The following is a 13,139-nucleotide window of genomic DNA, read 5'->3' as shown; positions in this document are numbered from 1 at the left end:
ACTGGTGGGGTCTGTAAAGGCCATTCGCAATACCATTCTCTTGAGTTCGCAAGAACCTTTTTCCAAAATCTTCCATAAGCTTGCCAATAAATCCATGGAAGGTTTGAACAATTCATCGAATTCCCCCGCTGGAGCAGCTTGATGGGCAAGCTTCTCTCCCAAGGTGGCGGTTTCAGACAGCCCCGGTCGCGCTGTTCTGTACCATGGCCCAGGAAGGTCTCTCCTTCCGCGATGTCTTTCGCCAATATCACCTTGGCACATTGTGATGCCGCCGTGAGGCGGCATCCATGCCATCAACCAAGCCGCTGAACAGCCCGGACATCCAGAACCGCTACATCCCCCGCCCGGATAGGCATCCGGCCGGGGACCATGGGTGTCTTGCCCTGTCAGAGTATAAAATCGCCTTCGTCCAGCGAATGCCCGCGAAGGCCGAGGAGCGTAATCTCCGTGTCATCGAGGTCAATCTCGGTACGGAAACCCCGCTCGCTGATGGCCCCTTCGATTTCATCGAAGCTTTCGAAGCCATACGCGCTGAGGTCGATCTTGTCCTTGCCTGAGCGGAAACCAACAATCAGGTCGTGACCGTCGTCCTCCGCGAAGACGAAGGTGTCCGCTCCCCGGCCGCCAAAGAGATAATCATTGCCCTTTCCTCCGTCGATCAGGTCATTCCCCCGGCCGCCCTTTATGAAGTCGCTGCCAGCTTCGCCCTTCAACGTATCGTTGCCTCTGCCACCGAAAACCTTATCGCGCTGCGCACCCGCCAACACGAGATCGTCACCCGCCCCGGCAAAAACCAAGTCCTTGCCGCCCTTCGCATCGATCAGGTCATTGTCCCGCCCCGTGCGCAAAAAATCGCGTCCATCATCAGCAATCACGAAGTCAACGTCGTTCGCCCCATCAGTTGGCAACAGGTCGACAGGCAGAAGAACGCCGTCTAGGACGTGAACGACACCGTTAGAAGCCTGAAGATCGGTCGCGATCAGGTTGGGGTTCGAAAGATCCGGATCGGCATCGACAAGACTGAGGCCGTCGAGCGTAAGTGTCCCGCCTTGCAGCGTCTCCACCTCTCCAGTGGCAATCACCTGGCTAGCTTGCAGGCTCTGGCCCGCTACGTGGTAGGTCAGAACGGTGGACAAAAGCTCGATGGGGTCATTGCCTTCGTTCAGCAGGCGCAACGCATCGACCAAATGGCCGAAAGCGCCTGCTTCGTCACTTCCCTCATACCCGAGGGTCTGGGACAGACCGACAAACGCCGAGTCGGTCGGCGCGAACACTGTGAAATCCTGTGTGTCATCGTCCAGAACTCCTGCAAGATCGGCGGCAATCACGGAATCGCGCAGAATGTCGAAGTCTGCGCCGTTGCCGTCAAAGCCCTCCGCACCACTCGTTTCGAGCACGAGACCGGTAACGGTCGGGGCATCATTGTCGGGCAAATCAATAGGCAAGAGCACCCTGTCGATCACATGCACCACGCCATTGTCCGCCATGATGTCCGTCGCAATCAGCGAGGGATCAATCAGATCCGGTTCGTTGTCGCCCAGCGTCGGCAATTCGGAGGCATCGATAATGCCGCCCTGCAACGTCGTCACGGATCCGGCCGCTGCAATATCACCGGAGGACTGTGTCCCAACCGAAACATGGTAGGTCACCACAGCTTCGAGCGTGTCCGCATCCAGCGTGCTAAGGAATTCAGTCACCGCGAGGGTGTCGGCCGTATCCCCTGCGAAGCCAAGATCGGTGGCCAGTTGACCAAAGGCCGCATTCGTCGGCGCGAATACGGTGAGGTCTGCAGCCGTGTTGTTGAGGGTGTCGATATAGGCAGTCCCTTTCTCAGCATCAATGAACTCGATCACTGAGACAAGAATGCTGAAGGTCGTATCGCTTGATGCGATTCCTGCAATGGTGGTCATGGTCTCTCTCTCCCATTTACTCAGACGCACAGAAGGCCAGCATGCCTCCTGTCAGCCCTAGAGCTCGTTATCGCTAACTTCGGCGGGAGCACCTCTTCGATCTCGCTTGTGACGCCTTTGAAGTCTCGGTCTCGGCGCTGGTGACAGTCGTAGTCTGCAATGCCGCGCCTCCCCCGGTTCCGAGCATTATTCGGATACGTCGTGGGTCGAGGCGGTAGCCATTGCGGTGATAGTGCCACGAGATAAGCAGTTTCGGCAAAACGTGTCCGCTTTGGTTATGCACCCTTGGTTACGGCCACTCTCGGTGAGCGGATCAATTCGATCAACAAAACGTGATCATCAAACGTAGCCGACGATCTGGCAGCACGTCGAAGCTTCGATCTGAGAATCATCCTATTGGCATTGCGCCTTACGGAATTTCTGCAAACAAGGCGCCATGCGTTTCCTGCCCATCTGAGCACTGACCGCTTTCCGCTCCTTGCCGCCGCTCACACACGGCCAGACTAAATTGTCGCCTATATGGCTGTTCCTCTGGATCAATGTCATGGATAAGCCTCAGATTGGTTCAAAGCGGATATCTAGGCGTCGAAACAACAAGAGGCGTGGCCGCCTGATCAGACGCACCAAGGGCGACACGAACACGAAACTGCACGCAGTTTGCGGCAGCAAAGGACGCCCACTGAACCTGTTCGTGACAGCGTGTCGGGCTCATCAAATTTGGATTGGCGTCTTGGTGATCGCGGGCACAACGCCGATTGGTTCAGAGAAGCGTTGCAAGATAACGGGATCCGCACCTGCCCCCTAGGCAAGAAGCAACAACCGACTACAGCAAGATACGAGAATCGCCGCCACAACCAGCGCAACCACATAGAGATCATGTTCGGAAGACTGAAGGACTGGCGGCGCGTCACAAATAACTATGACCGTTGCCCGAATGTCTTTTTCTCGCCAATCGCCCTGGCCGCAACCGTCACATACTTCTGCAACTCAATGCATCCTGAACCTCGTCCAATCGGCTCAATCAGTGGTTGTCAGCGGGACGCTCGACACGCACCGAACAGGATGTCTCCCCCTTGACACTCCTTGCGCGCGTCTATGCTTCGGTTTGCACCCACATATCCTTACCCGGACTTCCCACCCAAATAGATTGCGGCAGGAATATGTCAGATATGTGTCAAATTTATGACTAAATGATTGACTCATTCTGGGAAGTCTGTCACCGTTTAGAAACTGTGACTAATTCTACGGAGGATTGCGGGGCTCACTAATTTGCTTGAGCCTTTCCGTATAATAATAATACAGGCGCAATCCCGTAAATCGAAGAAACTATCTCGGCCCTTCTTTTGCCGAGCGTTTACGGTGAATTAAAAAGTACAAGAAGAGATTACGGATCAATCTTCGGATCCGACTGCAATCACTCCAAATCTAAAATGCATGCGACACTTCGCGTATCGCGGGAACGCCTTTATTTGGCGTTGAACGCTTTTAGTTGGCGTTGGAAGTACGATTCCTCGCCAAGGGGAGATGTATTATGTTTCGCGTACCCAAAGACAAGAACTATTTCAGCTATTCGAATACGAGTTATGCCCCCGCCGTAGGCACCAATCCTATCGGAAAACTCGGTCGAACGACGCCGACCCATCTCTATGCGCTGTGGGGCAAAAGGTGCTTCGACATCGTCGGCGCTTTCCTGCTCCTGCCACTAGCTCTGCCCCTCATCCTGATTCTGGCGGCCTTCGTCGCCATCGACGGAAGCAAGCCGATCTACTCACACCGCCGCGTCGGCAAGAATGGCCGCGCCTTCCCGTGCTTCAAAATCCGCACAATGGTCGCTGACTCGGAGGCCCGCCTCAAGAAGCTTTTGCGCGAAGATCCGGCAGCAGCAGCCGAATGGAACAGGGATTTCAAACTGCGCAAAGACCCGCGGATCACGCGCCTGGGCCGGATATTGCGGAAGACGAGCCTCGACGAGCTGCCGCAGATCTGGAACGTCATTCGCGGGGATATGAGCCTCGTCGGGCCACGCCCGGTTACCAAGGATGAACTACCGCTCTACCGGCATGTCATCGACAGCTACATGAGCGTACGTCCCGGCATGACTGGCTTGTGGCAGATTTCGGGTCGGAACGATATCAGCTACGAAGAACGGGTCGAACTCGACCATCTCTATTCTAAAAACCTGTCGCTTCTTGAGGATCTCAGGATCCTGTTCATGACCTTGCCGGCGGCTCTCCGGATGACGGGGGCCTGACCTTGAAAACGCTTGAGACACACAAGAGCGGGGCGGTGGAATGAAGATCGTCCATATCCTTACCCGCCTTCTTCGCGCCGGATCCGAGGAGAACACGCTGCTGACAGCCGCCCGCCATGTCGCGGCCGGGCATGAGGTGATCCTTATGCATGGCCGTGACGTCCTGCCCGAATTCGCACGGGCGCTCGCACCGGGCGCAGAGCTTGTAGCGGTACCCACCTTGGTACGAAACCTCAGCCCGGTTCAGGATCCGGCTGCTTTCCTCGAAATCCGTCGTCTGCTGAGGGAGATCCAGCCCGACGTGGTGCATACGCACCAGTCCAAGGCCGGCATCATCGGTCGGTTCGCCGCAACCTCGGCCGGTGTTCCGCTTGTCGTGCATGGGGTCCATATCCTGCCATTTCTCGGCGTCGGACCAGCCCAAAAGGCCGTCTATCTCGGGCTCGAACGGGCCACGGCGCGGATGACCGATGGCTTTATCCATGTCAGCGAGGGGATGCGGCGCGCCTGCCAAGACCACAAAGTCGGCGCAAGCCGACAGCACTTTGTCGTTCCCTCCGGGTTCGAGCTGTCGCGGTTTCGGCAAGCCGTGCCGCCAGAGGGCTGGCGCGATCTTCTCGGGCTCGGCTCAGACGCCCCTCGCCCGGTCGTGATCGCCATGCTTGCCGTGCTTGAACCGCGCAAACGGCACCTCGAACTCCTGCGGGAAATCGCAATGTTTCTCAAACAGTTACCGGAGCTGCACCTCGTCTTTGCAGGGGATGGGCATCTTCGGTCAACGATTGAAGACACGATCAGGGAACTCGACCTTGAAAACCAGGTCACGCTGCTCGGATACCGCACCGATCCCGAACGGATCATCGCCATGGCCGATATCTGTATCCACACCGCCGAGCGCGAAGGATTGCCGCGAACGGTGCTGCAAACCCTGACAGTGGGGCGTCCGGTTGTCCTGTTCGATCTGCCCGGCATCGAAGAGATCATTACCCATGGCGTGAACGGTTTCATTGTCCCCCAGGAAGACTGGGAGGGTTTCCGTGAAAGGCTCGGACAGCTTGTCTCCTCTCCCGAGCGGCGGGCGGCGATGGCTGCCGAAGCCCGCGCCACGCCGCTGGACCGTTGGGATGCGGATTTCATGGCGAGGCGAACGCTTGAAATTTACGAAGAGCTGCTGCCGCGCAGCCTGCTCAGGGAGGCCCCGGCATGAACCAGTTGCCTCACTCGCAGCGATCAAGGATTGCCACCGCGCCGGGACACGGGCTGATGCGTGGGCTGAAGATCGAGTTTTTCGGCCTGCCCGGGTCGGGAAAGACGACTGTTGCGCGCGAAGTTCACGCGGCACTGGCACGCAGACACCCTGACCTGATCTTCGCCCCCGATTTTTTCAGGGACGAAGCAGGCAAAACAACCCGTGCGGCCGCGAAGCTGCGTTTGATCCTATCCAACCTTGGCCATGACGGCGGCAGCCGCAACGCAGTAAGACAGACTCTGGCGATCCAGCAGCCGCAATTGCGAGACAAGCTCCGCGCCGTCTCCACTGTTGCCACGATCATGGCGTTCTATGCCCGGCTCGAACGCCACGGCATGAGCGCGGTCCTCGACCAGGGGTTGCTGCAAGCGCTCTGGTCGGTCCAACTGCGCGCCCTGAATGGCGACACCCAGTCGCTGATGGGTGACGGGTTATCCAGTGCGGTCACCAACAGCCGCATCTACGTATCGGTCGCAACCCCGGCAACGACTTGCGCCGACCGCCTTGCTGCCCGGCACTCCAAGCATTCGCGGCTGCAAATCCGAGACGCCACTGACGCCGAACGCACGTGGGAGAAAGCGGAATTCCTGCGCCGATCTCTTCTCAACACCCTTACGGCTGTCGGCCACGCGCGCGGCATCGCGCCCCGGATCATCACAGTCGACGGCACCGCAAGGCCAGACGAGACAGCGCACCAGATCGTGACGCAATTGCTGGCAGACGGGACCCGACGGGTGCCACGTCGGCGCATGGAAGAAAGGGGGCTGCATGCATAACAATAATTGGCGCAACACGACGCACAAATCCTCATCCCTTGACCTCAAAAACCCCAGTCATCGGGTTCTCAAAAAGCGCCCTGATGCAAAATCCTTCTCAGGTTCTCGGAGACATGGCAATTGTATAGCCTTTTACGTTTGTTTTTGGCTTCGGGGAAATGTTGCTTGTTAAATAGGTGAAAAAATGTCGACAACTGCAAATCAGAAATATCTATATGACTTTGATGACCCTATAGACGCCTTTATTTGGAAAAATGCGTCGGATGACCGTTATGATTCCACCCCCGATGTCCACGTCGACGGTTTCCACAATTTTCCGGGCGAAACACTGGGCTTCGTCAACTTCTCGAATGCATTCGGGGACGGTGAAGACCAAATCCCGTTCGGACCGATAATTTCCTCTATTTGGACCGGCCTGGCAAACTGGAACTGGGACACCACCGGCGTTTGTAGTCTGACGGATAACAGCAGCGCGCACCGCTCCTCCGGCGGTCTTTTCTCCGGCACCGGTGTCATTGAGGCGATGCGGAGCCTGCAAAGCTGGTCTTATGGCATTGAGAGTTTCGGCTGGCTGTTCGGCAGCAATGGCAGCACCGACCGGAGCGTCCAATTGCATGAGGATGACGTTACCCCAACCTATACGATGATCGACCAAGCCGCCGCGGCTTATGTTCCTGCGGCTGAGAATGCCGCAGAGGTGACAACCAGCTTCCAGCAGAATGTCGGGGGATATTTGGGGACGATCGACACCTACATCCGGGAAAGCCGCGCGGACAGAAGCTATGACACCAAGCCCGTTGTCTATGTCGATGGCGCCGACAAGGCAGGCGGCGAGATGCAGGGGCTCATCCGGTTCTCGGAGATCTTCGGAAACGGGCCGGGGCAGATTCCACTTGGCGCGACGATCACCTCGGCGACCCTGACGCTTGTGCTGTCCAACGGCACCAGGGATTCGGTGGCGTTCCACCTCATGGCGGGGGATTGGACCAGCCAGGCGGACATAACTTGGAACGGTTTCGGCAACGGCATTCAGACGGATGACGTGGAGGCATTTTCCTCCCCCGATGTTGTGCTCAGCCGTCTCAATAAGGGGACTGAACTGATTGATGTGACGCAGAGTCTGCAAGCGTGGTCCGATGGGCTGGCCAACAACGGCTGGCTGATGACTGTCGGCGGCGACAACGGTTTGCGCTTCGGATCATCCGAGAGCGGCACCGCCCCGATCCTGTCAGTGACCTACTCTATCCCGACCGATCCGGTGCCGGGCATCACAGTCACCGAAAGCGACGGATCGACGATCGTCACCGAGGACGGAGAAGGAGACAGCCTGTCCGTTTCGCTGGAAACTGCGCCAACTGCGGACGTGACGATCACAGTCTCGACCTCGGGTCCGGACGATATCGGGTTCGCGCCCCAAACCCTGACCTTCACCTCCGAAAACTGGCAGACATCGCAAACGATCCTGCTCAGCGCGATCGACGACACGATTACCGAAGGGACAGAGAATTTCACCCTGATCCTGACGACCTCAAGCCCCGACACTGCCTATGATGGCAGGACGTCCAGCGTTTCGGTTGCGGTGATCGACAACGACGCCGTTGTGCAGCCCCTTTCCCCCGAAGTCGTCGCGATCCATAACACGACCGACTATTTCCCAGGCGACCCCTCGGGCTATGGATCAGGTGATCCTTCCGGCATTGCCTATGTGCCCGAACTCGACCTGCTGTTCATCGTGGATTCCGAGCATAACGAAAGCCCGTATTACAGCCCCGTGAACCTGTTCGCGACCCGGCTCGACGGAACCTATGTCGACGCCTTCTCCCTGATCAGCTACACCGATGAGCCGACGGGAGTGGCCTATAATCCGTTCAACAGCCTTCTCTACATCACCGACGACGACGCCAACAAAATCTTTATCACCGATCCAAACGACCCGACGCTCCTGCTCGGTCAAATCGACGTGGGCGCGCTCGACATCCAAGACGCCGAAGATCCGGTGATCGATCCTGCGACGGGCCACATCTTTTTGCTCAACGGGGCGAACCGGGAACTTGTCGAACTGTCCGCAACCGGCGACTTGATCGAACGGACCGTTCTGCCCAGCGAAATCGAAGATACCGAGGGTTTGGCCTACGATGCCGCGCAGGATGTCTTCTATATCTCAAGCGGCAGCACGCGCGGCACCATCTTTGAAGTTGATCGCGAGTGCAACATTCTCGCCTCGACCGACCTGCTGAACGATTACAGAAGCCCGATCACTGGCGGCAAGCCAAAGCTGAAGGGGCTCGAACTCGCGCCGAGCAGCGACCCGAATGACGGGGACAAGATGTCGCTATATGCCGTCGATTACGGCTACGACCAGGAGCCGGACGGGCGCCTGTTTGAAATCAACCTGCACAGCGATTGGGCCATTGCATGACAGGCCAGCGGGTGACGGAGAAACCGGTGACTGGCCTGCGGGTAACTGGCACCAAAGCCGATATCCCCCGTGTTTTCGGAGCGTGACGCGATGACGGGCGGACGAAAACTCACCGAAACGACGATTTCCGGCTTCGGCTGGACCTCGCTGGCGGTCGGCGCGCGGGCGCTGTTGCAGGTGATCGCGATCATTTTCCTGGCGCGGCTGCTGGCGCCGGAACAGTTCGGCCTCTTCGCGGCGGCGATGGTCGTCGGCGGCTTTTGCGCGATCATTTCCGAACTCGGGGTCAGCCCAGCCATCGTTCAGCGCCCCGCGCTTGAGCCTCGGCATATCCGCACAGGGTTCACGCTGTCGGTGGCGATGGGGCTGGTCGTGGGGCTGGTCGCCTATCTCCTGGCGGATGCGATCGCCAGTTTCTTCCAGATGCCCGAACTGGCAGGAGTGGTGCGGATCATGGCACTCGGCTTCCCGCTGCGCGGCATCGCGACGGTGGCTGAGGCGCTTGCCCTTCGCACCTTCCGCTTTCGCTGGCTCGCACTGGTCGAGGCGGGGGCTTTCGGGCTCGGCTTCATCGTGGTGGCACCGGTACTCACGCTGATGGACTTAGGTGTCTATGCGCTGGTCGGCGCCTACCTGACGCAGAATATCGCCCGGACACTGATACTGCTTTTCGGCCAACCGCATGAAAACCGGCTCATGCTGGAATCGCGTGCCGTTGGCGAGCTTCTCTATTTCGGCACGGGCTTCACCATCGCCAAGTTTTGTAACTACTTCGCGTCCCAGGCCGACAACATGGTCGTCGGGCGCTGGCTTGGGCCGGTGGCTCTTGGGCTCTACGGTCATGCCTATCAACTTATGGCCGCGCCCGCGATCCTGGTGGGGCAGGCTCTCGACCGGGTGCTGTTCCCGACCATGGCCAGCGTCCAGAGCCAGCCCGAACGTCTGGCCCGAGCCTACCGTGGCGGTATTTTTGCCTGTGCGACGGTGATGCTGCCTGCGGGTGTCGTCATTGCCATCCTCGCCCCGGAAATCGTGCACATCCTGCTGGGGCCGAACTGGGCGAGCGCGGCGGTGCCGCTGCGCTTCCTTGCCATCGGGATGCTGTTCCGCACCAGTTCCAAGATCAGCGACTCCATCGTGCGCGCCACCGGCGCCGTATATGCCCGCGCTTGGCGCCAGGGTGTGTTCGCCATGGCGGTCTTTGTCGGCGCGCTGTCCGGGCAGCAGTGGGGGCTGATCGGCGTGGCGATCGGTGTCCTGTGCGCCCTCGCCCTCAATTTCCTGATGATGGCGCAGCTTAGCCTGCGCCTGTCCGCCATGAGCTGGCGAACCTTCGGCCAGGCGCATCTGCCTGGCGCGCTTCTCGCGTTGATCCTCGGCGGGAGCAGCTTCACCATCGCAACCGGCCTGCGGGGCACCGGCGCGGGATCGGTTCCGGTCGTCGGGGGCACTATCTTGGTTGCCGCGCTGCTGGTGCCGCTTCTGATCTGGATGCGCCCGCAGCTCTTTCTCGGGCCGGATCGAGAGCGCCTGCTGCTCGCCCTTGCCAATGTCGGCCCCATGCGCATGCGGCGCGGCATCGCACTGCTTCAAAGGCGGGTATCGTGATGAAGGATGATCGTGAACATCTGCTGCAAAGCACGACCTGGGACGGCGCGCCGGTACCCGAAATCGGCCTCGCGGTAGTGCAGCAGCTTCTTGACCGCCTGCATGCTGCCGACCTGCACTACTGCCACTGGAAAAGCAATGAACACCTCGGTGCCGGGATGCGGGGCCTCACGGATCTGGACGTTCTGGTGGAACCGTGGCGCGGCGACGATTTGCAGCGCATCCTGGCCGAAAGCGGTTTCCGCCGGTTCCAGGCGACCGCGCTTACCGCCTACCCGGCGGTCGAGGATTATCTCGCCGTTGACGACGCAACCGGAACGCTGGTTCACCTTCATCTGCATCACCGCCTCACGCTTGGTCAGAAGCACCTCAAAGGCCACCGCCTGCCTTGGGAAGCGCAGGCCCTCGCGACGCGCAGGTTTGACCCCACTCACGGCGCCTATGTCACCGCCCCCGAAATGGAGCTTTTGCTGCTTCTCGTCCGCGACGCCCTCAAGCGGCGGATCAGAACAACCGTTGCCGCATGGATCCGTGTCAAAGGCGGGAACGATGATTTCGAACGCGAGTTCGCCTGGCTGGTCGAGCGCGCTGAAGCTGATGCGATTGTCTCGCTCGCTGCCAGGCTGATAGGACCGAAGACCGAAGCGCCACTGCGCCGTATCCTTGCAGACGGGGCCCGACATTCCGACCGTGCGGCCTTTGCCAAGGTGGTGCGTGCCGCGCTGCGCCCGCATCGGACCTACGGCGCCATCTCGGCAGCGCTGTTCATGAAGGTGCGGGAGATCTTCTGGATTCTCGGCGGATTAAGCCGCAGGCGGTTTCACTGGGCGATCCCGCTGCGCCGCACATCGCCACGGGGCGGTATTGTTGTCGCCTTTCTCGGCTCCGACGGAGCGGGCAAGTCGACGATGCGCGCCGACACGATGTCCTGGCTTGGGCAGAAACTCGACGTGGTTCCGATCTATTTCGGAAGCGGCGACGGTCCCGGTTCGCTGCTGCGACTGCCACTGCAGATCGCCCGGCGCCTTGTCGACCGACGCGCCGCGAGCGGCACGCCAAGCCAGCGCCGCAGCGGTTTGCGTGGGCGTCTCAGGGCCGTCGCGCTGATCCCCTGGGCGCTCAGCCTCAGCCTTGAGAAACGCGCGAAGCTGCGGCGGATGATCCGCGCCCGGAACCGTGGTCTGGTGGTCATCTGCGATCGCTACCCGCAAGACCAGTTCCAAGGCTTCAACGATGGCTGCCTGCTTGGCCGCTTTGCAAGCTCGTCCTCCCGCCTTGCCCAGGCGCTGGCACGGTGGGAAGCCCGCGCCTATGCCGACGCTCGGCTTTACCCACCTGACGTCGTGATCAAGCTCATCGCCTCGCCCGAGGTGGCATTGTCCCGCCGCCCCGAGATGAGCGCTGAGGAAATCGAAAACCGGATCGACGTGGTCCGCGCCCTTCGTTTTCCCGACGAAACGCTGGTGGCGGAAATCGATGCCGACCAGCCTCTTGACGAAGTTGTTCGATCCGTCCGCCGCGTGATCTGGAAGGTCTTGTGATGAATACCGCACCAAACCGCCCTGCCGAAACACGGTCGCAGCCCCATACCCGAACATGGCTTGCAGCTGTCCTATCCCTCATGGCGCTGTTGCTGACGGCACTCCCGATTGCGGCCGATGACTATCGGCTGGCCCCGGGTGACATGCTGCGCCTGCTTGTCGTGGGAGCGCCGGAACTGAATGTCGACGTGCCGATCGAAATGAGTGGCGCGGCCTGGTTCCCGCTGGTGGGACCGATCGCTGTAGGCGGGGGAACGCTTGACGACGTCCGCCGCAAGACCGCCGAGGCCTATGCCGAGATGAGCCTGACCCGACGGGTCGCTCCTGGTGGCGGGTTGCCCCAGATCATCGAAACCAATCAGGTTCTTGTTACTGTGGCTTCTTACCGGCCGATCTATGTCTCGGGAGATGCCGGTGGCGCGCATGAAATCCCGTTCCGCGGCGGCATGACCCTGCACCACGTGATGACGCTGGCAAGCAGCGGACCGCCACGCGATACCCAGCGACCGGCCTCCAGCGACGAAATTGCGGCCGCCGTGACCGCGCTGGCCAATGAATACGCCCGGATATGGCGCCTGAAAACCTTCCTCGGGACCGACACGCCTCAGGATTACCAACGCATCTTTGTGGCACATATCCCCGCGATAGACAGCATCGTCAGCGTCGAGCGGTCTATCCTCGAAGAAACCCGCGTGGCCATCGAGACGCAGAAACAACACCTGCAGGACGAAATCGAAAGGGTTCGCAAGCGCATTGGCGTCCTGAGTGAGCAAAAGCAGAACGAGGACAACGGCGCGGCGATGGACGAGAAGGATCTCGAAGACATCCGCGCGCTGCAGGAAAAGGGGCTGGCGCCAATGTCGCGCGTGTCCGAGGTGCGCCGCGCCGCTCTGGTCACGGCGAGCCGAGCGTTGCAGATCGACGTCACCCTGGAAGAAGCCCGCGCCGAGGCGGCGAAGCTCTCAGCTGAAATCAGCGCCATCGACAGCGATGCACGCATCACAGCCTGGAAGGACCTAGGCGAAGCCGTGGCCCGCGCCCAACAGCGGCAGGCCAACCTGGCGACCCTGACAGCAAGTGCCGGAGACCCAATACGGCAGCTTTACGGAATCAAGCCGACGGCCACGGTGACCCGGAACGGCGTGACGCTCGCCCGGGCTAAGACCAAGCCTGCGATGGCCCTAATGCCAGGGGATATCGTCGAACTTCACGTCCTGCCCCCCGGCATGGCCGTGGAGCCCGGAAAGCAGGGGATAGAAACGCAATGAAAGGGTCACAACAAACCGAAGATGCGCTCGACAATTATTGGCTCTACGAGGCGCCCACAGCCGAATCTTTCATCAGGCTGGTGCGAAGGGTGCGCGGGGACGGAGAACAAGAAACTG

Annotated in this window: 8 protein-coding genes and 1 pseudogene; 8 read left to right on the top strand and 1 reads right to left on the bottom strand. The window is 59.9% G+C overall.

Annotation, left to right across the window (positions count from 1 at the left end; genetic code table 11):
* Nucleotides 1-386: 386 nt before the first annotated feature.
* Nucleotides 387-1,910, bottom strand: a complete 1,524-nt coding sequence (locus AC5SSZ_RS01825; protein WP_495436509.1) for a fasciclin domain-containing protein — start codon at nucleotides 1,908-1,910, stop codon at nucleotides 387-389.
* A 601-nt stretch (nucleotides 1,911-2,511) separates the two neighbouring features.
* Here AC5SSZ_RS01825 and AC5SSZ_RS01820 point away from each other — a divergent pair.
* The 8 genes and pseudogenes from AC5SSZ_RS01820 to AC5SSZ_RS01785 all read left to right on the top strand — a co-directional run.
* A pseudogene (locus AC5SSZ_RS01820) lies at nucleotides 2,512-2,891 on the top strand (transposase); the annotation flags it as partial.
* 550 nt (nucleotides 2,892-3,441) lie between these two features.
* On the top strand, nucleotides 3,442-4,161 hold the full coding sequence (locus tag AC5SSZ_RS01815) for a sugar transferase (protein WP_368999075.1): 720 nt from the start codon (nucleotides 3,442-3,444) through the stop codon (nucleotides 4,159-4,161).
* Nucleotides 4,162-4,201: 40 nt separating this feature from the next.
* Nucleotides 4,202-5,368, top strand: a complete 1,167-nt coding sequence (locus AC5SSZ_RS01810; RefSeq protein WP_495436506.1) for a glycosyltransferase — start codon at nucleotides 4,202-4,204, stop codon at nucleotides 5,366-5,368.
* Nucleotides 5,365-6,186, top strand: coding sequence for an AAA family ATPase (locus AC5SSZ_RS01805; RefSeq protein WP_495436504.1), 822 nt, complete (start codon nucleotides 5,365-5,367; stop codon nucleotides 6,184-6,186). Before AC5SSZ_RS01810 ends, AC5SSZ_RS01805 begins: the two co-directional genes overlap by 4 nt.
* A 184-nt stretch (nucleotides 6,187-6,370) precedes the next feature.
* Nucleotides 6,371-8,605, top strand: coding sequence for a DNRLRE domain-containing protein (locus AC5SSZ_RS01800; protein WP_495436502.1), 2,235 nt, complete (start codon nucleotides 6,371-6,373; stop codon nucleotides 8,603-8,605).
* 90 nt (nucleotides 8,606-8,695) lie between these two features.
* A complete protein-coding gene (locus AC5SSZ_RS01795; RefSeq protein WP_495436500.1) occupies nucleotides 8,696-10,213 on the top strand; it encodes a lipopolysaccharide biosynthesis protein in 1,518 nt (505 codons plus the stop codon).
* The gene (locus AC5SSZ_RS01790; protein WP_495436499.1) at nucleotides 10,213-11,754 is read left to right on the top strand and encodes a nucleoside/nucleotide kinase family protein; all 1,542 of its coding nucleotides are present in this window, start codon (nucleotides 10,213-10,215) and stop codon (nucleotides 11,752-11,754) included. The genes AC5SSZ_RS01795 and AC5SSZ_RS01790 overlap by 1 nt, the downstream gene beginning before the upstream one ends.
* The gene (locus AC5SSZ_RS01785; RefSeq protein ID WP_495436497.1) at nucleotides 11,754-13,022 is read left to right on the top strand and encodes a polysaccharide biosynthesis/export family protein; all 1,269 of its coding nucleotides are present in this window, start codon (nucleotides 11,754-11,756) and stop codon (nucleotides 13,020-13,022) included. Before AC5SSZ_RS01790 ends, AC5SSZ_RS01785 begins: the two co-directional genes overlap by 1 nt.
* The last annotated feature ends 117 nt before the right edge of the window (nucleotides 13,023-13,139 follow it).

The organism is Phaeobacter sp. CC-HEC084 (genome assembly GCF_059429255.1).
The sequence above is the reverse complement of the archived record's forward strand: the minus strand, read 5'-3'. Positions and strand labels throughout refer to the sequence as shown.

Bases quoted from the DNA above. Each gene is read 5' to 3' on its own strand.
- AC5SSZ_RS01825 (WP_495436509.1), bottom strand. From the start codon at position 1,910: ATGACCACCATTGCAGGAATCGCATCAAGCGATACGACCTTCAGCATT.
- AC5SSZ_RS01815 (WP_368999075.1), top strand. From the start codon at position 3,442: ATGTTTCGCGTACCCAAAGACAAGAACTATTTCAGCTATTCGAATACG.
- AC5SSZ_RS01810 (WP_495436506.1), top strand. From the start codon at position 4,202: ATGAAGATCGTCCATATCCTTACCCGCCTTCTTCGCGCCGGATCCGAG.
- AC5SSZ_RS01805 (WP_495436504.1), top strand. From the start codon at position 5,365: ATGAACCAGTTGCCTCACTCGCAGCGATCAAGGATTGCCACCGCGCCG.
- AC5SSZ_RS01800 (WP_495436502.1), top strand. From the start codon at position 6,371: ATGTCGACAACTGCAAATCAGAAATATCTATATGACTTTGATGACCCT.
- AC5SSZ_RS01795 (WP_495436500.1), top strand. From the start codon at position 8,696: ATGACGGGCGGACGAAAACTCACCGAAACGACGATTTCCGGCTTCGGC.
- AC5SSZ_RS01790 (WP_495436499.1), top strand. From the start codon at position 10,213: ATGAAGGATGATCGTGAACATCTGCTGCAAAGCACGACCTGGGACGGC.
- AC5SSZ_RS01785 (WP_495436497.1), top strand. From the start codon at position 11,754: ATGAATACCGCACCAAACCGCCCTGCCGAAACACGGTCGCAGCCCCAT.